General features: G+C 48.0%; 22 protein-coding genes. 1 reads left to right on the forward strand and 21 read right to left on the reverse strand.

Annotated features, from left to right (window positions below):
- Window positions 1-128 precede the first annotated feature (128 nt).
- The 17 genes from DWW13_RS13890 to DWW13_RS13970 form a co-directional block, all read right to left on the reverse strand.
- Entirely contained in the window at window positions 129-2129 is a 2001-nt protein-coding gene (locus DWW13_RS13890; protein ID WP_118720394.1) for a glycoside hydrolase family 31 protein, read from the reverse strand.
- Between the two features lie 274 nt (window positions 2130-2403).
- On the reverse strand, window positions 2404-3096 hold the full coding sequence (rplA, locus tag DWW13_RS13895) for a 50S ribosomal protein L1 (protein WP_022463246.1): 693 nt from the start codon (window positions 3094-3096) through the stop codon (window positions 2404-2406).
- Window positions 3097-3175: 79 nt separating this feature from the next.
- Window positions 3176-3601, reverse strand: coding sequence for a 50S ribosomal protein L11 (rplK, locus tag DWW13_RS13900; RefSeq protein WP_022463245.1), 426 nt, complete (start codon window positions 3599-3601; stop codon window positions 3176-3178).
- A 72-nt stretch (window positions 3602-3673) separates the two neighbouring features.
- A complete protein-coding gene (nusG, locus tag DWW13_RS13905; RefSeq protein ID WP_022463244.1) occupies window positions 3674-4195 on the reverse strand; it encodes a transcription termination/antitermination protein NusG in 522 nt (173 codons plus the stop codon).
- A 16-nt stretch (window positions 4196-4211) separates the two neighbouring features.
- Window positions 4212-4412 carry a preprotein translocase subunit SecE gene (gene secE, locus DWW13_RS13910; RefSeq protein WP_022463243.1) on the reverse strand — a complete coding sequence of 67 codons (201 nt, stop codon included), beginning with the start codon at window positions 4410-4412 and terminating at the stop codon, window positions 4212-4214.
- Window positions 4413-4433: 21 nt separating this feature from the next.
- Window positions 4434-4583: a 50S ribosomal protein L33 gene (gene rpmG, locus DWW13_RS13915; protein ID WP_055219257.1), complete on the reverse strand. Its 150-nt coding sequence runs from the start codon at window positions 4581-4583 to the stop codon at window positions 4434-4436.
- A 343-nt stretch (window positions 4584-4926) separates the two neighbouring features.
- On the reverse strand, window positions 4927-6411 hold the full coding sequence (locus DWW13_RS13920) for a C69 family dipeptidase (protein WP_117761721.1): 1485 nt from the start codon (window positions 6409-6411) through the stop codon (window positions 4927-4929).
- Between the two features lie 72 nt (window positions 6412-6483).
- Complete coding sequence (locus DWW13_RS13925) at window positions 6484-8181, reverse strand: M20/M25/M40 family metallo-hydrolase (RefSeq protein WP_158568385.1); 1698 nt, start codon at window positions 8179-8181, stop codon at window positions 6484-6486.
- Window positions 8174-9484: a CapA family protein gene (locus tag DWW13_RS13930; protein WP_158579772.1), complete on the reverse strand. Its 1311-nt coding sequence runs from the start codon at window positions 9482-9484 to the stop codon at window positions 8174-8176. The genes DWW13_RS13925 and DWW13_RS13930 overlap by 8 nt, the downstream gene beginning before the upstream one ends.
- Window positions 9485-9613: 129 nt before the next feature.
- Entirely contained in the window at window positions 9614-10354 is a 741-nt protein-coding gene (locus DWW13_RS13935) for a gamma-glutamyl-gamma-aminobutyrate hydrolase family protein (RefSeq protein ID WP_055219249.1), read from the reverse strand.
- Between the two features lie 96 nt (window positions 10355-10450).
- Complete coding sequence (locus tag DWW13_RS13940; protein ID WP_118666818.1) at window positions 10451-11542, reverse strand: M42 family metallopeptidase; 1092 nt, start codon at window positions 11540-11542, stop codon at window positions 10451-10453.
- A gap of 43 nt (window positions 11543-11585) precedes the next feature.
- Complete coding sequence (locus DWW13_RS13945) at window positions 11586-12386, reverse strand: M55 family metallopeptidase (RefSeq protein WP_117509917.1); 801 nt, start codon at window positions 12384-12386, stop codon at window positions 11586-11588.
- Entirely contained in the window at window positions 12383-13375 is a 993-nt protein-coding gene (locus tag DWW13_RS13950) for an ABC transporter ATP-binding protein (RefSeq protein ID WP_055219243.1), read from the reverse strand. Before DWW13_RS13950 ends, DWW13_RS13945 begins: the two co-directional genes overlap by 4 nt.
- A gap of 1 nt (window position 13376) precedes the next feature.
- Window positions 13377-14390 carry an ABC transporter ATP-binding protein gene (locus tag DWW13_RS13955; protein WP_055219240.1) on the reverse strand — a complete coding sequence of 338 codons (1014 nt, stop codon included), beginning with the start codon at window positions 14388-14390 and terminating at the stop codon, window positions 13377-13379.
- A gap of 15 nt (window positions 14391-14405) precedes the next feature.
- On the reverse strand, window positions 14406-15290 hold the full coding sequence (locus DWW13_RS13960; protein WP_117509918.1) for an ABC transporter permease subunit: 885 nt from the start codon (window positions 15288-15290) through the stop codon (window positions 14406-14408).
- 12 nt (window positions 15291-15302) lie between these two features.
- Window positions 15303-16223 carry an ABC transporter permease gene (locus tag DWW13_RS13965; protein ID WP_022463233.1) on the reverse strand — a complete coding sequence of 307 codons (921 nt, stop codon included), beginning with the start codon at window positions 16221-16223 and terminating at the stop codon, window positions 15303-15305.
- Between the two features lie 140 nt (window positions 16224-16363).
- Window positions 16364-18064 carry a glutathione ABC transporter substrate-binding protein gene (locus DWW13_RS13970; RefSeq protein WP_118720374.1) on the reverse strand — a complete coding sequence of 567 codons (1701 nt, stop codon included), beginning with the start codon at window positions 18062-18064 and terminating at the stop codon, window positions 16364-16366.
- Between the two features lie 288 nt (window positions 18065-18352).
- Here DWW13_RS13970 and DWW13_RS13975 point away from each other — a divergent pair, with 288 nt between their 5' ends.
- Entirely contained in the window at window positions 18353-20323 is a 1971-nt protein-coding gene (locus DWW13_RS13975; RefSeq protein ID WP_158576387.1) for a sigma 54-interacting transcriptional regulator, read from the forward strand.
- Window position 20324: 1 nt separating this feature from the next.
- Here DWW13_RS13975 and DWW13_RS13980 read toward each other — a convergent pair whose 3' ends face one another.
- From DWW13_RS13980 to DWW13_RS13995, 4 genes are all read right to left on the reverse strand, one after another.
- Window positions 20325-21392 carry a P1 family peptidase gene (locus DWW13_RS13980; protein ID WP_117509921.1) on the reverse strand — a complete coding sequence of 356 codons (1068 nt, stop codon included), beginning with the start codon at window positions 21390-21392 and terminating at the stop codon, window positions 20325-20327.
- Window positions 21393-21773: 381 nt separating this feature from the next.
- Entirely contained in the window at window positions 21774-22064 is a 291-nt protein-coding gene (gene spoVG, locus DWW13_RS13985; RefSeq protein ID WP_022463229.1) for a septation regulator SpoVG, read from the reverse strand.
- 28 nt (window positions 22065-22092) lie between these two features.
- Window positions 22093-23208 carry a glucose-1-phosphate adenylyltransferase subunit GlgD gene (gene glgD / locus DWW13_RS13990; RefSeq protein ID WP_055226716.1) on the reverse strand — a complete coding sequence of 372 codons (1116 nt, stop codon included), beginning with the start codon at window positions 23206-23208 and terminating at the stop codon, window positions 22093-22095.
- 1 nt (window position 23209) lies between these two features.
- The gene (locus DWW13_RS13995; RefSeq protein ID WP_117509922.1) at window positions 23210-24481 is read right to left on the reverse strand and encodes a glucose-1-phosphate adenylyltransferase; all 1272 of its coding nucleotides are present in this window, start codon (window positions 24479-24481) and stop codon (window positions 23210-23212) included.
- Between the last annotated feature and the right edge of the window lie 381 nt (window positions 24482-24862).

Raw genomic sequence — 24862 nt, forward strand, 5'->3', positions numbered from 1 at the left:
ATAAGTTTGTGCAAAATTCGATATTTGCTCATTTATAGTTTTTATATTATTTTTCCAGGATTCCTATAACGGACGCAATTCGTCTCCCACCTTAGAGATCGGAGTCTTCTTGCCAAAAGAGGATAACGTCAGATCTCTCTCACCAGATATCCCTGTTTTCCATCACGCAGGAAAACAGGCAGTGTTTCGATCGGTGCATCGATTTCGTAGGCTTTTCCGCCTTCATAAACATCACCGGTGTTTGCCAGTGTCCAGGAAGCTCCGGCCGGCAGATAAACGGTACGGCTCGTTGCTTTTGGCCGGACAATCGGTGCTACAAGGATGTCGGAGCCGAACATGTACGCATCGGAGATATTCCAGCAGGCAGCATCCTCCGGGAACTCATAGAACATCGTTCTCATGACCGGTGTTCCTTTTTTGTGTGCTTCTGCCATCAGGCTTCTCGTGTAATCACGCATTTTTTCGCGGACACCGATGAATTTTGTCAGGATTTCATAGTTTTTCTCTCCAAAGCTCCATACCTCGTTGTCCGCTCCGGTTCCCTCACGCACTTCGCCTGCCTTGTTGATGATCTCTTCTCTCGGTCCGCGGTTTCCATGAATTCGCATAACCGGGCAGAAGGTACCGAACTGGAACCATCGAACCAGCAGCTCCCGGAAATCCGGATCTTCGGTCACACCGCCGTGGAATCCACCGATATCGGTTGTCCACCACGGAATACCGCAAAGTCCCATATGAAGACCCGCACAAATCTGTTTGCGGAAATCCTCGTAGGTCGAAAGAATATCTCCGGACCACACGAGCGCACCGTATTTCTGACTTCCGAGCCATGCACAGCGCACGAGGTTGACAATATCTTCCTGACCATTCTCTTTTTGTCCTTCGTAGAACATACGGGAATACTCTCTCGGGTAAATATTTCCGATCTCTTCCACCGGGCCTGCGGCGTAGCGGTAGCACTCGTACTCATAGGTTGAAAACTCCGGTTCAGCCTCATCGAGCCAGAAGGTGCGGATGCCGAGATCTGCATAATTTTTCTTTACTTTCTCCCATACATACTTTCTTGTTCTCGGATTTGTTGCATCCAGGAAGACATTATTTCCATGGAACAGCATCTGTACATCAACACCTGCGTTGCTCTTCACGAGAAGTCCCTGCTGTTTCATTTCTTCGTAATTCTCGCTTCTCCAGTCGATCTGCGGCCAGATGGAAACCATCGTCTCGATGCCCATCTCATGCAGCTCGTCGATCATTGCTTTCGGATCCGGGAAATATTCTTCATCAAAACGATAATCACCGCATCTTGGCCAGTGATAATAGTCGATGACAAAGACATCCAGCGGAATGCCGCGTTTTTTGTACTCGCGTGCCACATTCAGTACCTGCTCCTGATTGTAGTAGCGCAGTTTGCACTGCCAGAAGCCAAGGCCGTACTCCGGCATCATCGGAACTTTACCAATGGCATCTGCAAAGTGCTCTTCAATTTCTGCCGGGGTATCGCCTGCGGTTACCCAGTAGTCGAGCTGCTTTGTGGTGCGTGCCAGCCATTCCGTTGTGTTCGTTCCGAAATGAACCTCACCGACCGCTGCATTGTGCCACAGGAAGCCGTAGCCAAGGCTCGATACATAAAACGGAATGCTCGCCTGCGAATTACGGTGCGCCAGTTCCAGGTTGCATCCCTTCAGGTTCATTCGCTCCTGCTGATACTGTCCCATACCGTAAATCTTCTCATCCGGGTTGGAATCGAAGGATACTTTCAGCTGATAAGCGCCGCCCTTCAATGCACGGTAATCGTGTGCGCGCAGGCAGAGCGCTCCGCCGTTCGCGATCTCGGAGAGCAGCACCTCGCCCTTCTGATTTAAGAACGTAATCCGCAGCTTCTGTCCCCACGGCTGAACCTCGAGAACCGCCTGGATTTTACCGTTTTTGATCGTCGCTTTCCGTTCATCCACCAGCTCAATTTCCGCTTCCACCGGTTCCGGATCAAGCAGTGCAATGCTTCCCTCTTCTATCTCCGAAAGAAGTGTACCTCTCACCCGAAGACTGTCCTTCTGCCACGGCTCCACCCGGACCGTCTCCCCATCCTGCCGGAAAATCAGCGCATTTCCCTGTTTTTCAAAATACTGCATAAAAACCTCCCTTTCCAGAACCCGCCGTTCCAAACGCATGCATGGGCTCTGCTCTTTTCGTTTGCTTTCTACTTAGCATTATACTAACATTTCCGGCAGAATACTTGATCTTAATTTTCATGTTCTAACACTATTTTGATCTTTTTCAATTATTTCCCATTGAAATAAAGCTCTTTCTTAAGGAATCGGAATTCGCCTTTCCCCTGCGTCCGTTTTTCAACGCAAAGAACCCCCGGAGCCATTACAGCCCCGGGGGTTCTCAGTATTTCATTTATTATGCAAGCTTCAAAGTATTAACCTTAACTCCAGGTCCCATAGTAGGAGCCAGAGTAACGCTCTTCAGGTACTGTCCCTTCAGAGTAGCCGGTTTTGCTTTGTTGATTGCACCGATCAGCGTCTGGAAGTTGTCGCTTAACTGCTCCTCAGTAAAAGAAGCTTTTCCGATTGGCACGTGGATAATGTTTGTTTTGTCAAGACGATACTCAATCTTACCTGCTTTGATCTCTTTAACGGCTTTGGTAACATCCATAGTTACGGTACCAGCCTTCGGGTTTGGCATTAAACCTTTCGGTCCAAGTACACGGCCCAGACGACCAACAACACCCATCATATCCGGTGTAGCAACAACAACGTCGTAATCAAACCAGCCATCGTTCTGGATTCTCGGGATCAGCTCCTCAGCTCCAACGAACTCTGCACCTGCTGCAACAGCCTCATCAGCTTTTGCGCCTTTAGCGAAAACAAGTACACGAACCTGTTTTCCGGTACCGTGCGGCAGAACAACTGCTCCACGGATCTGCTGGTCTGCGTGACGTCCGTCACAACCAGTTTTGATGTGAACTTCGATTGTCTCGTCAAATTTAGCAGTAGCTAATTTCTTAACTGTGGAAATAGCATCTGCCGGATCGTACTGAATGCTACGATCAACTGCTTTTGCAGCCTCTAAATATTTCTTACCATGTTTCATTGTCTAATAACCTCCTGGTGGTAGTTGCGGGAATCTCCCTCCCACGTCAATACGAGAAGATGTAAACTCTTCTTCTAAATTAGTCCTCTACAACGATACCCATACTTCTTGCGGTACCTGCGATCATGCTCATAGCTGCCTCAACAGTTGCTGCATTCAGGTCTGGCATCTTCATCTCTGCGATCTCACGAACTTTGTCCTTAGAGATAGTAGCAACTTTCGTTTTGTTCGGAACGCCGGAACCAGATTTCAGGTTGCAGGCTTTCTTAAGCAGAACTGCTGCCGGAGGAGTTTTGGTTATGAAGCTGAAACTTCTGTCTGCATATACAGTGATAACTACAGGGATGATCAGGTCTCCCTTATCTGCTGTTCTTGCGTTGAACTCTTTGGTAAACTGTACGATGTTTACTCCGTGCTGTCCAAGTGCAGGTCCAACCGGTGGTGCTGGTGTTGCTTTACCAGCAGGAATCTGTAATTTGATATATCCTGTAACTTTCTTTGCCATTTTACGGCACCTCCTAAATAAATGTGGTAATTGCGGGAATTTCCCTCCCACGAAACGCCCCTGGGGCATTTCTTACATCTTCTTGACTTCTGCGAAACTTATTTCTACCGGCGTTTCGCGGCCGAACAGCTCAACATTGATGGTAACCATCTGTTTTGTATCGTTGATACTCTGAATCAGTCCGGTTGTATCCTTCCATGCGCCGCCTGTTACAACGACTGCATCGCCGACTTCAAGGTCAAGCTCAACCTTTTCCTCACCACCGGTGATTCCAAGGTTCACCATTTCCTCATCCGTAAGCGGTACCGGCTTGGATCCCGGTCCTACGAAGCCCGTAACACCTCTGGTATTGCGGACAACATACCAGGTATCGTCGTTCATGATCATGTTGATCAGAACGTAGCCCGGAAACAATTTCCGGAGTACCTGTTTCTTGGTTCCGTTCTTGACTTCAACAACTTCTTCCATAGGAACACGTACTTCCAAAATCTGATCCTCAAGATGACGGTTCTCAATTGTTTTCTCAATATTGGCTTTTACTTTGTTTTCATAGCCCGAATAGGTGTGGACTACATACCAGTTTACTTCTGACATTCTGACACCTTTATCCTTATTTGATCAATAAATTGACGAACTCGATTACAGCGCTGTCAACCAGGGTGATTAACCCGCAGGTTACTGCAGAGATCGCTACGACTGCAACGGTCTGCTTGCCCAGCGTTTTGTTGTCAACCCAGATGATTTTTCTGAACTCTGCTTTCAAGCCCTTGAACCAGCTCTTTTTGGATGCCTTTTTTTCAGTTTCTGCCATTGGATCACCTCTTACCAAAGATTATTTGGTTTCTTTGTGCATTGTGTGCTTTTTGCAGAATCTGCAGTACTTCTTTGTCTCCATTCTCTCAGGATGGTTCTTTTTCTCTTTTGTCATGTTGTAATTACGCTGTTTGCATTCAGTACATGCCAATGTGATTTTTACGCGCACGACTTCCACCTCCACTGTGTATTTGCGTTATCGCTTGTGATCCTTGCGGATCAGCGGCGGTCTCTTCATTTCTGCCCTGTTTTTGCTGCTCGTACTTCAGCAATTTCAGGCATAAAAAAAAGACCTTCTTCCATGTCGCTGGTTTATTGTAGCACAGGAACTGCCTGTTGTCAACAAAATTCACCAAAGTACGCTGAGATTTTTTATCAGGATCGTATCGTTCACCGGTGTCCGGCGAACTGTAACACCCTGTTTGTTCGAGGCGGTTCCGGACAGGAAATGATTCTGCGCGCAATTTTTCCTGCGCGCAGAACCATTCTCTTATTCTTTCCCTTAAAAAGCCTTACGCATCCGATCTGGAATACGCGTTTTTCATCTGGTTGCTGAGTTCAAAGAGTACCTTGTGCAGTGTTGCACCCGTCTCTTTTTTCAGCATTTCAGCGATTTTGTTGTTTGCTTCTTCTCTCAATTGTGTCTGTTTTGTTTCGTCTGTCTCCCCTGCAAGCAGCGCATCGTACTGATGGATCAGTGCATGGCCTTTTGCCATCACCTTTTCCTGATACCGCTCAATGTGGAAGATAGAAGACTTATAGGATGCATCTGCCATTGCTGCCACCATGCGGCTTGCCCAGTAGAAGTTATCTGTAGAAACCTCTCCCGTTGTGTTGGAAAGATACTCCGGTGTTGTCGTCACATCGGTGTAGAACGGAACCAGCACATTGAATGCATTTGACGCAAATGCAATCCACTGCAGAATGCCGTTGTCTCCTTTGTGATCCGGGCGCATCTGGATGACAGAAAGGAAATCGGTCCGATTGACACCGATGGATCGGTATGCCCCTTTCCACGATTTATCGCCGTATGCGGCATACGGGTCGTACGGTGTTCCCTGATAGTGGGAGGACAGTACGTATTTCACATCCTCTACGGTGATCTTCTTCTCCGGAACCATCATCCACGGAATATCGTCAGATACCGGTGTGTAATCGGCATCCGGTCCGTCCCATTTTTTCGTGTGCGGGTTCAGATAGCGCTCCATGAACCAGGCACGCGGTGTATTGTAAACGTGATCGGAATCATCGTGGCTTCCGAAAGCATCGCGCGGATTAAAATTTCCATCCATAGAAAGATCCAGATGATATGTTTCAATAAATTCTTTCAAGTCTGCTGAGCACATATATTCCTTCTGTTCGCCGAGTGCATCCTCCAGATCAAAATGGTCGATGCCAAGCTGGTTCGGCATGGCCACATAATGGTCATCCGGCACTTTCACTGCCATCCAGTGATGGCCGCCGATCGTCTCCAGCCACCAGATCTCATCGTGGTCCTGAAATGCAATGCCGTTCATCTCGTATGTACCGTACTGCTCCAGCAGGCTGCCCAGTCTTTTGACACCTTCTCTGGCGCTTTTAATATAAGGAAGAACAATATAAACGAGGTCCTCCTCGCCGATTCCGCCCGGAACCTCTTCTTTTCCGTCTTCCGCCGGCTGATAAACGACAAGCGGATCAGCACCCAGCACACGCGGATTCGATGTGATTGTCTCGGTCGCAGTCATACCGACCTGCGCTGCATTCACGCCGCTTGCCGCCCAGACACCCTCGCCTTTTTCTGCGTTTGGCACTGCAGTGTACCGCATCGGATTGTCCGGAAGCTCAATGGTCAGATGAGAAATCTCGGTTTTATAGGTTCTCGGCTGCTCCTCCGGGTGAATCACTACAAATTTTTTCGATGTATAATGGCCTGCACCGGAATCGTCGTTTCGCGCGATCATGGTGGAACCGTCATACGATGCTTTCTTTCCAACTAAAATGGTTGTACAAGGCATAGCTATAGCCCTCCTTTTGCTGTCTTATGCTTCCGATTATGACACTTCCAGCTGCGATTTGCAAGCACCATGTCATCTGTCGTTTTCTTCCTTTTTTACAAAATAAACCGTATCAATTCCTTCTCCCCTGTCATCCTTCAGCCGCCGGACAAGACTATATCCCAGCTTGTCCAGGATATGCTCCTGGGCCCCGTTCGTGGACCAGGTACGGAGAGTAATCCGGCTTCCCGGAAATTTTGCCGCGATGTCCTTTTCTGCTTCTGCATACATTACCTCCGAAATTCCCTGTCCGCGGTAATCCGGCCAGACGCAGAGGGTGGTCAGATAGCAGGAATCCGGATATGCTTCCAGATTTTCACAGTTAAAATGATCCTTCCAGGTCATAAAGGCCCGCACGACTCCCTCTTCCTTCCACAACACCACATGCTGACTGCAGATATTCTCCAGATATTCTGCAATTCCATCCGTCTTTTCTTCTGTCTCGGCCCAGTTCGTCTGGGATGTACTGTTGCGGTGGGAAAGCGGCGGAACGAAATCCTGATCGCACAGCTCCAGCAGCCGCCGGATTTCCTCTTTCTCTTTTGGGTCCTCTATCCCGTCCCTTACAACGACTCTGCTCTCGCAGCACATCCACGGAAGCTGGCATACGAGTGCTACGGCTGCACACATGCCATCTTCTACGCTGGCGGCATCGAGCCATTCTTCTCTGGTATGCGCTCCCCCGCCCCGGCAGAAACCGACACAGATGGCAGGAATATGCCGCGACAATGGGATATTACAGTCTGTGGATGCTTCAGAGCATACCGGTTCTTCCCCATCGGCTGCTTTCAGCGTTTTCTGTGCGCACCGCGTCATACGTGCCATCTGGACAGGATCGGTTTCTCTTGCGCACGGCCGCTTTCCGACGAGCTCACAGGAATACTGTACCTCCTCACTCTGGCGTGCTGCTATGGTCTCCTCCAGATATGTTTCGCAGGCTTCCAGACTCCTGTAATCCTCCGAACGGAATTCAAACAGCATGGAGGCATCCTGCGCAATCGTATTGACAGAGGTTCCTCCCTCTATTTTTCCCACATTGTATGTTGTATGAGATGCTGCATCCGTCTGAAAACGGTAAAGCTCTCCGATCAGGCCCGCAAGCTCTGCAATGGCATTTTTTCTTCCAAAATTCAGGAAAGAATGACCGCCCTTTGTTTTTGCCGAAATCCGATACCGGACAGACCCGATGCAGATGGGATACATTTTATCCCGATACAGATCAAAGGCTGCCATTCCGCACAGATTTTTTTCATAATGGTCGACAAGCGCGCGAACTCCGCACAGATTGCCAAGCCCTTCTTCTCCAAGATCCGCTGCAAAAATCAGACCGCATGGAAGCTCCGGCTCTGTCTCATGAACGTATTTTGCCGCCATCAGAAGCATCACAACATTCACGGTATCGTCCGTGATGCCGGGACAACGCCAGATCATTCCGTCTTCTTTGATCTCCAGCGGCTCCTCCAGCGAAAACACGGTGTCCAGATGCGCCGTATACAGAACCTTCTTTTCCTGTTCCGGCCGATACTCCCAGATTACATTTCCAAGCTCATCCGTATGAACCGACTCCATGCCCTGCTGTTTCATCCATTCCATGCAATATGCGATTCTCTGATCTTCTTTTCCCGTTTCCGTCGGGGTCAGTGTCAGCTCCCGCAGCGTCTGCAGCGCAAGTTCTTTGTTGTTCCGGCAAAAGTTTCGGTATTCTTCTTCTATTTCCCATTTTTTACGCATGAAGTACAATCCTTCCTTCTTTGTATTCCCATTCTGTTCCATATCTCTTGCTCACGCGGGTGAGATATTCTGCAATTTTTTCTGCTGTTTTTTCGTCTGCTACGTACGGAATATTTTTTTCTGCGTTTTCCCTGTCCATACCAAGCTCGACCGGCAGAAGCTCCAGATGTGTGCATTTCCCCTGACAGATCTCGAAATACGGCAGCACACTCCGATAGACCTCTGGAATTTCGTAGAGGGAATGTGAGGACTGCTCCTGCCGCCTGGCGATTCCGATGGATGCTGCCGTGTGAATATTCAGACCATATTTTTCCATGTAGTCCGCAGGCAGAAGGCGTACATACTGATTTTCAAAAATAAAATTTCCGAGGCAGTAGAAAATCGGACAGTCATGATACAGTTCGATTCCCTTCAGCTGATGCGTTCCGCCCCCGATCACCGCGCTGGCGCCCGCATCGATACAGGCGTGTGCAAATTCCTCCAGAAAATAATCCGCTTCCTCGTCATTGTCCTTACGGATTTCATGGGAATGTACCATAACCAGGACTGCCTCACATGTCATCTTCGCTTCCCGGATTGCATCGACGGTGCGTTTCACATCGATCGGATTCGGGCTGGAGCTTCTTCCCTCTGTTCCGTCCTTGCTGATTTCAAACATTTTCCCGCCAAATTCCATGACACCCTCGGGAAGCGGAGCGATAAATCCCTCCTGCCGGTGCAGATCCCGCAGTCCGTTGATTCCGGTCACCTCTGCAATCTTTGCAAGATCCTGCGCATGTTTCTCCGTAATGGTATATTTTTCCGAAAAGCGCAGCGGATTTAAGCCCGGCCTGCCAGGCTGCCGTTCCGTCTGGCTTCCCGCCCTGGCTGCATTTTCAAAGGTAGAACAGATATCAATCACCGCAATCTGTCCCGCTGTTGTGTCCAGAATGGCAGGACGCGATGCTTCGTAAAGATTTTTGCCTGCTCCGGCATATGCCACATCCTTTTTTTTCAGTTCGCTGATCGTAGATGCAAGTCCTTCGTAGGAATAATCCATCGTATGATTATTCGAAATCCCAAGAAAATTAAAACCGTAACGCAGGGTATCTTCCAGACACTTCGCATCTGCAGTCAGCCATGTTCCGCCGGAATACGCCGATGCGTAACAGCTGCCGTCCGATATCGTTGTTTCCAGATTCGCCATCCGAACCTCTCCCTGCATCAGAAATTCGCGAATCGGCAAAACATCCTGATATCCCGGCAGAAGCCGTTTCATAATCAGAATATCACCCGCCGCCGATACTCTTATTGTTCTGTTCATTCTTTTTTTGCCTCCCGAACGATTCCTGCTCTCTGCTTTTAGAATCGCATCTTTATCCATTCTTATTTTTTCGTAACGGTTCAAAAGTCCCATCCCGGTTTTTCTTTCCTTTTACATGGTTCCAAATCGTTACTTTTTCTCTCTGTATCTGCTGCTTCTTTCTACCAGATCCGCAAAAAGGCGGTTCATCTCCGGCGCTGAGTGGATCAGCCCTTCCGGATGCCACTGTACGGCCACAATCTGTCCGTTGCGGCTTTCTATCGCCTCGATGGTTCCATCCGGCGCCGTTGCTGAAACCACGATGTCCTCTCCCGGCGTACGCACTGCCTGATGATGCATGGAGTTTACCGCATGGGTTCCCGCCCCAAGGATTTCTGCCAGATGGGTTCCCTCTTTAATTTCTACATGGTGATGCAGATACGACCGCTCCAGGGACTGCAGATGCAGAATTGTAGTTTCCTTCTGTGTATAGATATCCTGGTACAGATCACCGCCGCACAGGACATTTAAAAACTGAATTCCTTTGCAGATGCCAAGCATAGGCATTCCCATCTCTTTTGCTGCCCGTCCAAGTGCAAACCATGCCTCGTCGATCTCCGGGCGGATGGTCTGGATCTGCGGTTTTGGCTCTTCCCCATAATACCACGGATTTAAGTCCTCTCCACCGGGAACCAGAATTCCGTCGCACACAGCAAGTATGCCTTCCGGATCCGCTTTCATGGCAACTGCCGGAATTGCCATAGGAATTCCGCCGTTATTCAGAACTGATTCGATATAATCGCTGTTGACATACATTCTCTCCGCACTTGAAAAAAGTCCCGGCTGTGTTTTATACGTATTTCCCAAGATTCCAATGATCGGTTTTCTCACTTGTAAACTCTCCTTTTTTACCAGATATGCCGAAAACGGCTTCACCTTTCCTGTGAACCCGCTTCCGGCATGCTTTTTCTTTCGTTATCGAATATTTTACAGTACATCCTGATGGCAGATATGACGGATCTTTTCCTCATCTAAAGCACGAATGACATTGGCTGCCATTGCGCTTGCTGCCTCCAGGTCTTCTTTTGCGCAGAAATTGTAATGGCTGTGCGCATAGCGGGATGGAACACCAAGCACCAGACACGGAACTGCTTTTCCTGTCACGCTGATTTTTGCTGCGTTTGTACTTCCGCCTCTTCTTACACTCTCCTGGTATTTGATTCCGCATTTTGCTGCCACTTCCTCGGCCAGTGAAATAAACTGCGTATTGGAAATATAGCTGTTGTCCAGGATACGAATCTGAACACCCTTCTTCATGCAGCCCTGTGCCTGTCCTGCGCTGATGAAAAAGTCATCGGAAGGAGATCCTTCAAATACAATGGCAAGATCCGGTTTTACAATCTGGCTCGTTACCACAGCACCGCGAGTTCCGACCTCCTCCTGCGCCGCAAAGGCACCAACAACATTAACTGCAAGAGAAGCCTGCTCCTTTTCCAGCTGTTTCATCGTATCTACGATGCACGCGCAGCCGGCACGGTTGTCAAATGCTTTTCCGAAGCAGATTTCATGCTCTGCATCGTATTCAAAGGTTACATCCGGCATCATCGGATCACCGATATGGATTCCGAAAACGTTTTCAACCTCCTCGCGGCTGGTTGCTCCGACATCCACATACATTTTTTCAATTTCCAGAGTCTGACTGTTGCGTTCCGCTGTTGTCATGAAATGAACCGGTTTTGCACAGATAATACCATGTACCATTTTTCCGGATCTGGTGCGGATCCATACCGCATGTGCCGGAAGGCTGGTCAGATGAAAGCCGCCAAGCATGATAATGCCAAGGCATCCGTTGTCCTGGATATTCTGTACCATGAAACCGCATGCGTCCAGATGGGCATCCAGCTGGATGACCGGACGGGAATCCTTCTCTGTTCCCGGCATCCGCACATACAGGTTATTCATTGCGTCATTTTCTACATCAAATTCTTTGCAGTAATCTGCTATGGTACGGATGACATCCTCCTCGAATCCACTTGGTCCAAATGCATCGGAAAGCTTACCAAACATTTCTATATCCATTGTTTTATCCTCTTTTCTTTGGGTTTCTGTCAGATTTATATTCTTAATATACAACAAAGCAATGTGCTGTGACAATATCCATCCAGCGATCTGTCTCCAGCTTATTTGTGAAGGTATCTACCTTCTGCATTCCCGGATAAAACGACATCGTGTACGCTTTTTTCCAGTCTTTATAGGTTACCTCATACGTAAAGTGCTCAGGAAGGGCCACTTGGCACTCTTTTTTCTGTCCGGCAACTGCCTTTTTTACCCCTTCCCGGATTTCGGAGATCACTTTTTCTTTCGCTTTGCACCACGTTGACGCACCGACACCATGCTTTGTTTCCACCGTCGTAATGCCCGGAACCAGTTCCTTGGCCTGTCGGCAGATCTCTTCATCTCCGGAAAGAAACAGCACCGGTACGTGATGTGATGCTGCCGTATAGCTGTTCAGCATGCACTCACTCATCACTTTTCCATTCAGATGGATATACAGGCTGTTTCCTGTCGATGTGTGGCTGATCGAAAAATTCGGATCTCCTGCCGGTGCATGGTATCCAAGATACAACACGCCGTCATAGCTGTCGTCGATGCCATACATCATATTGTACGGATGACCGCTCTTTCCCCGGATCAGGGTGACATACTCCGGCATTTTCAGTGGGTCAATGTTAGATGCATCTCCATGACCGTCCTTTACAACGATCTCATCCGCCCCCGCTTCATGCGCCGCTTCGCATGCCGCAACGACCTCTTCGGTCATCTCCTCTGCAAATCTCTGGTACACGCTTTCCTTCTTATGCGTTTCATCGGTCAGTGCCACTCCGGCACATCCTTCGATGTCTGCACTGATAAAAAGCTTCATTTCTGCTGTTCCCTTCTTTCTTTATCATAAAGATGACAATATACGTAATGTCCGTCATCCACTTCATACCGCTCCGGCGCCTGTGTTTTACAGCATTCCATGCATTTTGGACATCTGGTGTGGAATTTGCAACCTGTCGGCGGCTTGTGCGCGGACGGGATACTTCCCTCAAGCAAAATTCTTTCTCTTTTTGCCGTCGGATCCGGAACCGGAACTGCGGAAAGCAGTGCCTGCGTATACGGATGCATCGGATTGCTGTAAATTTTCTCTTTTTCTCCGACCTCCACGAAATTGCCGAGATACATAACGCCGACACGGTCACTGATGTATTCCACAACGCTCAGGTCATGTGCAACAAAAATATAGGTCAGATCCAGGTCATGCTTCAGTTCATTTAAAAGATTCAGAACCTGCGCCTGAATAGACACATCCAGTGCCGAAACCGGTTCGTCTGCGATGATCAGAGACGGTTCTACCGCAAGTGCACGGGCAATTCCGATTCTCTGACGCTGACCGCCGGAAAATTCATGTGGATAACGGTTTGCATGGTAGTCATCCAGTCCTACCCGGTGCAAAAGATCCAGCACTTTCTTTTCCAGATCCGCTTTATCCTGATACAGATGATGCACCAGCAGCGGCTCTGCAATGATGTCAAAAACGGACATCCGTGGATTCAGGGACGCATACGGATCCTGAAAAACCATCTGTACTTTTTTCCGGATGGAACGCATTCTCCGGTCATTGTACTCTGTAATATCTTCGCCATCCAGATACACATGGCCTGATGTCAGATTTTCCAGTTTGCAGACCCCTCTTCCCAGTGTGGATTTTCCGCAGCCGGACTCGCCTACAATTCCGAATACCTCTCCTTTTTTCACCTCAAAGGTAACTCCGTCTACCGCTTTGACGAATTCCTTTTTCCCAAATCCGCTTCCGGCAACCGGATAATAAATTTTCAAATCCTCTACTCTAAGTAATGTATCCGACATCCTAGTCACCTGCCTTCTCTACGTGATCTGTTTTGAGCTGTCCGCTTTCGCAGAGCCAGCATCTGCTGATATGGCCTTCCTCGATCTGGAAAAATCCCGGTTCTTCCTCGCGGCATTTTTCCGAAGCGTATGGACATCGCGGCTCAAATTTGCAGCCTTTCGGCATATATTTCGGGTTTGGAACGTTACCCGGAATCGACTTCAGTTCTTTTCCGGCGTCTCCCAGTCTCGGAATCGATCCCAGCAGTCCCTTCGTATACGGGTGGGACGGATTGGCGAAAATTGTTTTTACATCTCCGCGCTCTACCACGCGGCCGCAGTACATAACGGCAACATCATCGCAGACCTCTGCAACAACGCCAAGATCATGTGTAATAAACAGGATGGATGTACCCGTCTCTTTTTTCAGCTGATTCATCAGATCCAGTATCTGTGCCTGAATCGTTACATCCAGTGCGGTCGTCGGCTCATCCGCAATCAGGATTTCCGGCTTGCATACAAGCGCCATGGCAATCATGACCCTCTGTCTCTGTCCGCCGGAAAGCTGGAACGGATACTCCTTCATCATATGCTCCACACGCGGAACACCCGTTTTCCGGAGCATGTCCTCTGCCTTTTTCAGTGCCTCTTTTTTTGATATTTTTTCGTGCTGCAGAACACATTCTGCCACCTGGTCTCCGATCTTCATGACCGGATTCAGACTGGTCATCGGTTCCTGGAAAATCATGGAAATTTTGCTTCCGCGCAGCTTTCTCTGCTGTTCCTTCGTCAGCTTTACAATGTCATCGCCATCCAGCAGGATTTCGCCATCAGCAATTTTTCCTTTCGTTCCGGTCAGTAATCCCATCACAGAGAGGGATGTCACGCTCTTTCCACTTCCCGACTCGCCTACGATGCCAAGCGTTGCGCCGCGTCGAAGCTCCACATCGACACCGTCTACTGCTTTGATCACACCGCCATCGGTATAGAAATACGTATGTAAATTTTTTATCTCAAGTACGTTATCAGTAGCCACTTCTGCTCCTCCTTATCAATCGGAAAGTTTCGGATCGAGTGCATCGCGAAGTCCGTCGCCTAACAGGTTAAAGCTCAGTACGGTAAGGAAAATCGCAAGACCCGGGAAAATCGTCACATACATTGCGCTCGTCATATAGTTTCTTCCGTTGGAAAGAAGCAGTCCCCATTCCGGTGTCGGCGGCTGTGCTCCCATTCCCAGGAAGGAAAGGCTCGATGCCGTCAGAATGGAAGATCCAAATGACATGGAATACTGTACAATGATGTCCGGAATGGCTCCCGGCAGAATATGGTGAAACAGAATTCTTGCATCGGAAACACCGATGTTCCGTGCCGCCAGGACAAAGACGGAATTTTTCAGGCTCAGCGTTTTGCTTCGGACAAGTCGTGCGAAGGTCGGTGTAGAAAAGACAGCGACCGCAATCACAACGTTTGTCATGCCGCTTCCGAGGATTGCCACGATGGCGATTGCAAGAATCAGTCCCGGAAAAGCGAACAGGACATCGCAGATTCTCATAATAATAGAATCAATCCATCCGCCGTAATATCCGGCCAGAAGTCCGAGAATGGTACCACAGACTGCACCGACCGTAACAGCGCCGAATCCGACTGCAAGTGAAATCCGGGTTCCACAGACGATACGGGAAAACAGATCCCGTCCAAACTCATCCGTTCCAAACAGGTGCTTCATACTTGGTCCCTGCAGAATCGCATTGTAATCATACTCATTGATTCCGTACGGCACAATTTTGCTTCCGAAAAACGCAAGGAAAATGAGAAAAATGATAAAACAAAGCGCAACTACTGCATTTTTCTGTTTTTTAAATTTTCGAACCATCTCAGAAAACGGAGTTTTAATTCTCTCCTGGTTCTCGGTCTGTACTTTTTTCTTTTCTTTCATTCCACTCATCTCCTACTGAAGTTTAATTTCCGGATTCAGAACCGCATAGAGGATATCGACAATCAGGTTGATGACGATAAACTGCAGCGAAAAGATCAGAATCAGGGACTGGATTGCCGGATAATCTCTGTAATTGACCGATTCAATCAGAAGGGAGCCAAGGCCAGGATAGGCAAATACCGTTTCTGTGACAACAGAACCTCCCAGCAGAAAGCCGAACTGCAGACCCACAACCGTCACGACGGAGATCATGGAGTTGCGGAAAACATGCTTCCAGATCACAACCTTTTCTTTGATTCCTTTTGCTCTTGCTGTTCTGACGTAATCTTCTTTTAAAACCTCAATAATGGAGGATCTTGTAAATCGTGCGATCACGGCTGCAATTCCGACGCCGAGCGTGATCGACGGCATAATCAGACTTTTCAGGCTTGTTCCGCTTGTTGTCGGCAGAATTCGCAGTTTTACCGCAAACAGCATAATCAGCAGAAAGCCGATCCAGAACGAGGGGAGTGAAATACCCGAGACCGCAATCGTCATTCCGGTATAATCCTGCCATTTTCCCCGGTGTGTTCCGGACCACACACCAAAGAGCACACCAACAACCGAGCTCCACAGCAATGTGACAAATGCCAGACGGACGGTATTTCCGAATCTTCCCGCAATTTCCTTTGTAACCGGCTGCTTTGTTCGAAGGGAGGTTCCGAGATTTCCTTTTAAAAGTCCTGTCACGTAGGTAACATACTGTGTCGGAATGGATTTATTGAGGCCAAGCTCTTCTCTTACTGCCTCTACGTCATCCTGTGTTGCCTGCTCTCCTGCAACGAGTCTCGCCGGATCTCCCGGAATCAGGCGGACAAAGAAAAATACAAATGTAACAACAATAATCAGTGTGGGGATCGTACCCACAATACGCTTCAGTATATATTTTGGCATATTGTATCTCCTACTTTCATGCTTATCCTACAGGTACAATCCCACGGATCACTGCCTGCTTTCCTGTTTGTAAGAAACCGGCGCCCTCTTTTGATGGAAGGACGCCGGGGTCTTTTTCATATCCTTATTTCAGTCTGCCGTTATTCGGCTGCCATTCTGGCATTTCTCATGCCGATGCTTCCATCGCCTAACAGATATACTCCGGTAATGTTGTTGCTGGTTGCCCAGATGTTTTTATCGCTTGCGATGCAGAGCAGCGGAAGATCCTTCCATACAGTATCCTGTACTTCTGCATAGATCTCACCACGTCTGTCTTCATCTGCTGTTGCAAGACCATCTTTGAGAAGCTGATCTACTTTTTCATTCTCATAGTAGCTGATGTTGTAGCTCATCGGCGGTTCAGATTCGGTTGCCAGCATCGGGCGAAGTCCCCAGTCAGCATCACCGGTGGAAGTAGACCATCCGCTTAAGTAGCAGTCAACCTCGGCATCTGCTCCTGCGCAGTCAGCTCCCTGAACCTTTTCATTCAGAACGGCATTTTCCATTCCGTTCAATTCCAGATCAATACCAACCTCAGAAAGCTGCTGTTTGTAGAACTCTGCTTTTTTCTGATTTGCTGTCGTGTTGCTGTACATCAGTGTTGTGGTAAATCCATCCGGATATCCTGCTTCCTTTAACAGCTCTTTTGCTTTTTCCGGATCGTAGGAATACGGATCATTTCCTTTGTAGTGCTGTACTTCTTCTCCTACCATAGAAGTTGCCACAGAACCGTAACCGTTCATAACGACCTGGATATATGCCTCTTTGTTGATTGCATAAGCCATTGCCTCACGAACCTTCACATCGTTGAACGGTGCTTTCTGTGTATTCATGAAGAAGTACCATACGGCGATGCTGTCGCCCATTCCAACGGATACGTTGCTGTCACCTTTTAAGGTGTCAACACTTTCTGTCGGTACAGACCACATAATCTGTGCGTCACCTGCCTGAATTGCAGATACACGGGTAGCACTTTCTGCAACCGGTTTGAATGTGATGCTCTTAAATCCTGCATCTGCATCTGCCAGAGCAGTTCCGCCGCAGACGTCTGCGTCATATCCCCACCAGTCTTTGTTCAGTTCTACTTTCATATGGTCACCGGCAACCCACTCAACAAATTTGTACTGTCCGGTTCCTACCGGTGCCTGTGCACAGGCATCTTCTCCTGCTTCAATCTGTTTCGGGCTCATGATCAGCGTAGCCGGATGTGCCAGGTTGCTGATGAAAGCACCGAATGACTGTGATAAATAAATTTTAACGGTATAATCATCTACCTTCTCTGCATGATCCAGAACATTGCAGAGGAATGTAGTACGTTTCAGTCCAAGGCTCTTATCTGCCCATTTGTTTACGTTTGCAATCAGGGCATCTGCATTCCACGGAGTTCCATCGGTAAAGCTTACGCCCTCACGAAGATGAATCGTATACTCGGTTGCTTCGTCATTTGCTTCGTAGCTGGTTGCCAGCATCGGAATGATCTGCATATTCTCATCAAATCCAAACAAACCGTCCATCATCATTCGCTGTACGCCACCGGAAAGTGTATCGGAAGTATCCATCGGATCCATGGTGGTAAAGTCTACAGCTACCATTGCCGTAACATCAGAATCCTGGGATACCGACTCGCCTGCCGGAATCGTGATGGTATTCTCCGTACCTGCTTCTGAACCGGATGAGGTCGATGCAGCGGATGCTGTTGATGTGCTCTTACTTGTGTCAGAAGAACCTGTCGATCCACATGCTGTCAGTGCCAGTGCCGTTGCTGCTGCAACCAGAGCACGCATTACATGTCTTTTTTTCATTGTTGTCTCCTCCTTTTCTGCAAGTGTTGCTGTTTTCTTTGTTCTTTCTTTTCACAGATAACAGAACCATGATATAAAAAAGAGCAAAGATGCCTTACCTTTTTTTTACAGCCCCTTTGCTTAATCGGTATTATAGATGTAATGCGTCACTATGTCAAAGCATTCTTCTTGATTTTTTCTTTTCTTTTTTGTCTTTTTGCATTTAGGTTGTTTATTTTCGTCAAAAATGATATAATTATCCTAATTTTTAACCCATTACCACTTTTTAGCAGGAAAAGAGGTCCCTTTATGAACAGAAAACAAAAGCTTGGCAACGTATTGATCATTTCTTCCCGGAAACGAATGCTTTCCGAATTTCAGTCTTATCTTCACTCCGTGCTCGGTGAATATCTCACCTTCAATACCCTTTTGAGAGAGCAGGCCACAGACCCCTCTCTCTTCCGGGGATACCAGTGCGTCCTTTTTCCAACCGCCCGCGCCATGGAAACCTTTCCGCTTACCCTTGACTCCTCCATTTTGCAGCTCCCCTGCGACCGCGTTTTCAACCATATGTTCCTGGATAAAATCATTCAGATTCCGCCGCACGAACGTGTCTATCTGGTAAACGATGATAAATATTCCACGCTCGCTATCATTTCCCAGTTTGAGGAATGCGGCATCACACAATATGACTTTGTTCCGTTTTATCCCGGATGCAAGGATACCGAGTCTGACATTCAGTTTGCCATCACCGCCGGCGAGCCGCAGCTCGTTCCTTCCCGCATTCCCAATGTGCTGGATATCGGCAACCGCATCATCGATATTTCCACTATTTTACAGCTCTGCGAATATTTCAACATTCCTCTGCAGACCGTAAACCGTGTATCGCGCAATTATGTCAATCAGATTCTTCACACCGTCAAGACCTCAGAAACTTACTATACAAATTATGTACAGACCGAACAGCTCATGCAGGTTATCCTGTTCTCTCTTCCCATTGGCATCTGTCTGTTTGGTGCGGATGGCCTCATTCAGTTCATGAACGCTAAATTTGCACATGCCTTCTCGCTTCCCTCCTCCAACTTTGAAGGACAGCCTTTTTCGGAATGTCTTCCGTCTGCCTACGCGGACACTGCTTTCGACCGCAACGGTGACTGGACCCTTCTCCTTTCGGATCAGAAAACACAGATCACGTTAAGCGTTCTCTCTATGGTTTTTCCGGATACAGAACCTGTTTTTCTTGCGTTTCTTCCCGATGGCAGATCCACGGAAATGTCGGTATCGAAAGACGAAAAAACGGAAGAAAGCACTTTTTTTGCTTCCTCCCGTACCTTTTCCCTTTCCCTGTCCCACGCAGATTCCGTCCAGAATCTGATGGCGCAGGCCAGACATCTTGCACTTTTTGATTTTCCGATTCTGATCCAGGGAGAAAGCGGTACACAGCGCCGGACACTCGCACGTGCGATCCACAATTTTTCGCGCCGCCACCATTATCCGTTTTCCGTTCTTCATTCTCCCGGAAATGATCTGACCGAAGCCTCCCTGCTCCGGCTTCTTGCCGAAACCAACCATGGCACACTCGTCCTTTCCCAGGTGGACCGTTTTCCGCTTTCCATTCAGGATCTGCTGGTCAATATTCTTACCAATGTTCATGGTAACTTCTTTTCCGCACCGGAAACCCGCCGTTTCGATGTGCGTATCATTGCTATTGCGGATGATAACCTTTACAAAAAAGTAGAAAAAGGAACCTTCCTGCGGGAGCTTTTTCACCTTTTAAGCGCTTCAGAGCTTCAGACAGTCCCGATCCGCAGACGCAGGGAGGATATTCCCGATCTTCTCAATTACTTTCTGCTTCAGTTTTTCCACAACACCGATATGACCTGCGACCGGATCTTTTCGGAAGGGCTTCTGCGCTTTCTGAAGGAATATGCGTACCCCGGAAATATTCATGAGCTGTACAATCTGTCCTGCAGCCTGTTTACCCGGTACAGCAGCCATAAGCTGCAGCTTTCCGATCTGCCGACATACCTCCGTTCCCGCCAGATGGCTGACGTTTCCCTCACCAACCTTCAATATCAGGTTCTTTCTTTCGTATCGACACATCCAAAAGCAGGCCGCCTGGCAATCAAAAACGGACTGGCCGACGGAGAAACCTTTGTATCCGAAGCGGCTCTGCGCACCGTACTCGGAGAGCTTTCTTCCGCCGGTTATCTCATCGTGCACCGGACAAAAGGCGGATGTGAAATTTCCGAGCTGGGGCGTATGGTTCTGGAAAAATAATTTATTCCGGGAATCCCGGTATTTCCAGAAACTCGGCAAGGCTGCGGTATCTGGCTCCGTCCAGGCCTCTTTTTTCCTTTGCGGTTACCATAGAGTTCAGGATCGCTTCCTCCACAGCCTCTGCCGCTGCTTCAAATGCCTCGTTGATTTTTTCTTCTTTTATCCGGGCACACACTTCCACCTCACATGTACTCTTTGTGTCTACGCGGTTTGCTGTTGTAAATCCGATCATGATTTCACCGCTTCCGTGGCCGGTGTAGGCTCCTGTTCTGGCGATTCCAACTCCACAGCGGCGGATAATCCGGTACAGCTGCCGCTCCGATACCGGAAGGTCTGTTGCCAGAACCGTCATAATTGATCCCCGGTCTTCGGCGCTGCTTCCGCATTCTTCCTTCCGGATCCGCTCCAGAATCTTCTCTCCTGCCGGTTTTCCACTGATTTTCAAATCTCTGGTTGCCCCGAAATTTGACTGTACCAGAACACCAATGGTATATGTTTTTCCGTCAAGCACCAGCGTGCGGGATGCTGATCCGATTCCCCCTTTCAGCCCATAGCAGATAGTTCCTGTTCCGGCACCGATATCACCTTCCGCAAAGTCTGTATCCGCCTGCTCCAGTGCCTGATACAGCTCTTTTTCCCCCACTACCCGGTTACAAATCTCATTGATTCTCGAATCATTACATTCTCCGACAACCGGATTGATAGAAAAAACATCTTCCCCTTCTTTTTTGGTCTGCTGTATCATCCAGGAAATCATGGCATCCGCCACTTTTCCGACATTCAGTGTATTGGTCAGGGCAATGGGCGTTTCAAGAGTTCCGAGCTCCTGTACCTGCACAAGACCGCACGTTTTCCCGAAACCATTATGCACATAGGCAGACGCCAGGTACTTTTTCAGAAACGGATTGCCTTCTCCCGGCACAATCACCGTCACTCCGGTATGCTGATTTCCACTTTCCACCGTCGCATGGCCTACCCGCACACCGGGCACATCCGTAATTTTGTTTCGCGGTCCGTTTTCATGATGTCCGATCCGATATCCGTAATCGCTGATTCTCTTCTGTCTCATCCTGTTTCCTCCTCTTTTTATGATGTACTCCCGGAATTTTTCAGCTCGCGCAAATACAGGCACAAAAAAAGACTCCGAAGATACATTTTTCTCTCACTTTACGCTCTCTTCTCTCTTCTGTCCATACCTCTTCCCACAATTTTTCTTCTTTTCTTTATATTTTTTCCATTTCTTTTAGAATTTGGACACACTTTGCTCACATATTCCTTTTATAATAAAGCTCGGATAGTTGATAAACCACTCACTATCTCCCCCCTCATAAAAAGATGGCGATATACTTTTGTATATCGTCATCTTTGTTTTTACTGACAAAAACGCCCCCGGGCGGAAAACGTAACCACTTCCGTTTTCCGCCCGGGGGCGTTCTTTCTTCCTTTTTGCTCAGGCCTCTGCAGCAGCTTCCTCTGCTTCCGCTTCTGCCATCGCCTGTTCGTACTGTTTCAGGATAATGGTCTGAATTTTTTCTCTGGTTCCGGAGTTGATCGGATGTGCGATATCGCGGTACTCCCCGTCCGTAGCCTTACGGCTCGGCATTGCGATGAACAGTCCTTTTTCTCCTTCGATTACCTTAATATCATGTACGACAAATTCGTCATCGATTGTGATAGACACAACCGCCTTCATTTTTCCTTCTTTTGTTACCTTGCGTACTCTCACGTCTGTAATGTTCATAAACTTTTATGCCCCTTTCACCCCATAATCAGATGGCGTATCTTTCGTTTTTTTCGACAACAATTTTGATGCCGTCCTCCCCACAGTGATAGGAGTTTGCACGGATGGTGTCCCTGCTCTCCACAATACAGTTTTCAATGTGAGTGTTGTCTCCGAGATATACATCATTTAAGATGATAGAATTTTTAATCACACAGTTGTTTCCAACATATACCTTCTTGAACAAAACAGAGTTCTCAACCTGTCCGTTGATGATACAGCCGCTGGATACAAGAGAATTTTTCACTGTGCAGCCAGGATTGTATTTTGCCGGCGGAAGATCGTCGATCTTGGAGTAGATGCCCGGATACTGTCCGAAGAAGTAATCTCTTACCTCCGGTTTCAGGAAATCCATGTTGGTTCTGTAATAGGAATCTACGGTAGCAATGTTGCTCCAGTAGGTATTGATCTTGTATCCGTAAATCCGTTTCAGGTTTTTGTAACGGATTAAAATATCCTTTACAAAGTCGTAGCGGTCTTCCTGTGCGCTGCGCTCAATCATTTCGATCAGCTGGCGACGGCGGATGACATAGATACCGGTAGAGATCACGTTGGAGCTCGAAACCATCGGTTTTTCCTCGAACTCCTCAATGCGGCAGTCCTCATTCATCTTCAGGACGCCGAAGCGGCTGGTATCTGCTTCCTTTGAATCCGTGCATACCACGGTAACATCCGCACGTTTTGCAATATGGTATTCCAGTACCTTATTGAAATCCAGTTTGTATACGCCATCTCCCGATGCGATGACTACGTACGGTTCATGGCTGTTTTTCAGCCAGCTCAGGTTCTGACTGATCGCGTCTGCCGTTCCACGGTACCACCAGCTGTTATCTGATGTAACGGTTGGAGAAAATACAAACAGACCGCCATGTTTTCTTCCGAAATCCCACCATTTGGAAGAGCTCAAATGTTCATTTAAGGATCTGGCGTTGTACTGTGTCAGGACAGCCACCTTCTGAATATGAGAGTTTGCCATGCTTGACAGCGCAAAATCGATGCTGCGGAAGCTGCCTGCGACCGGCATAGCTGCAACGGCTCTTTTATTGGACAGCTCTCTCATTTTGTTGTTGTTACCGCCTGCAAGAATAATTCCCAATGCTCTCATATTACTCACCGTCCTTTTCTACAATTGCTCCGCCGGACGGAAGTGTGCCATCCGGGTAATCCTCAAGGGAAGTTTCGCCGGAAATGCAGACATTCTTTCCAATGGTTACGCCATCCGGAATGACTGCCTTTTCTCCAACGGTCACAAGTCCGAATCCGTAAATATTCGGTTTTAAGACGTTCGGCGCTTCCTCGCCAACGCCCATCACAACATGCTTGCCGACATGTACGTTTTCTGCAATAATGGCCTTATTGACCTGGGTTCCCTCGCCGATTGTGCTGTGGCGCATAATAATAGAATCTCTTACAACAACACCCTTTTCAATGCGCACATCCGCACCGATGACGGAATTATGTACCTCTCCGTAGATTTCAGCGCCCTCGCCGATAATACAGCGGTCGACGACAGCGTCCCCTGAAACATACTGCGGACGGATGATATCACCTTTGGTATAGATCTTCCAGAACTCCTCATATAAATTGAATTCCGGAATAATATCGATCAGCTCCATATTTGCTTCCCAGTATGAGCCAAGCGTTCCGACATCTTTCCAGTAGCCGTTGAACTCATACGCAAACAGACGTTTTCCGTTGTCGCGGCAGTACGGCAGAATGTGTTTTCCGAAGTCACAGCTCGGCTGATCCTTCAGGGCTGTCAGAGATTCCTTTAATGCTTTCCAGCTGAAAATATAGATGCCCATAGAAGCGAGGTTGCTTCTCGGGTGCTCCGGTTTTTCTTCAAATTCGGTAATTCTTCCGTTTCCGTCTGTGATCATGACACCGAAACGGCTCGCTTCTTCGATCGGTACCGGCATACATGCGATGGTCACATCTGCGTGATTTGCTTTGTGATAGTCAAGCATCACCTCGTAATCCATTTTGTAAATGTGGTCGCCGGAAAGAATCAGAACATATTCCGGATTGTATGTTTCCATATAAGCCATGTTCTGGTAAATTGCATTTGCTGTTCCTGTATACCATTCACTGCTTGTACTTTTTTCGTATGGCGGCAGAACGGTTACACCGCCTTCGTTTTTATCGAGATCCCACGGAATGCCGATTCCGATATGGGTGTTCAGCCGCAGCGGCTGATACTGGGTCAGTACGCCTACCGTATCAATTCCTGAATTGATACAATTACTGAGCGGGAAGTCGATGATTCGATACTTTCCGCCAAATGCTACTGCCGGTTTTGCCACTTTCTCCGTGAGCACACCGAGACGGCTTCCCTGACCGCCTGCCAGCAGCATTGCTATCATCTCTTTCTTAATCATGCAATCACCTCTTGTCGTATCTAAAGATTTGCAGTAACTGTAAGAATGTACGGTTCTACGCTTACCGTTCACCGCTTTTCCGCGAACGGTAACCTTCGCTGCCCCCCTTCAGGCTTTGCCTTGCAGGAAGGGGCTACTTACACCTGAATCACTTTCTCACGCAGCGAAACAGCACCTGTCTCCCTGTGTACGAAACAGCAACCATGCTGTCGGTTCTGGTTTTTCATATCCACGCACTTCTTTGATAACTACAATTAAAATTATATCACACTTCCGTCTCATTGTGAACATTTTTTATAATTTTTCTTTTATTTTATCTTATATTTTATTGATTTTGACTATGCATTTTATTTGTGTCAAAAATCGTATCATGATTTTCTA

This window comes from Blautia sp. AF14-40, assembly GCF_003479665.1.
In the GTDB taxonomy this organism is placed as follows: domain Bacteria; phylum Bacillota; class Clostridia; order Lachnospirales; family Lachnospiraceae; genus Fusicatenibacter; species Fusicatenibacter saccharivorans.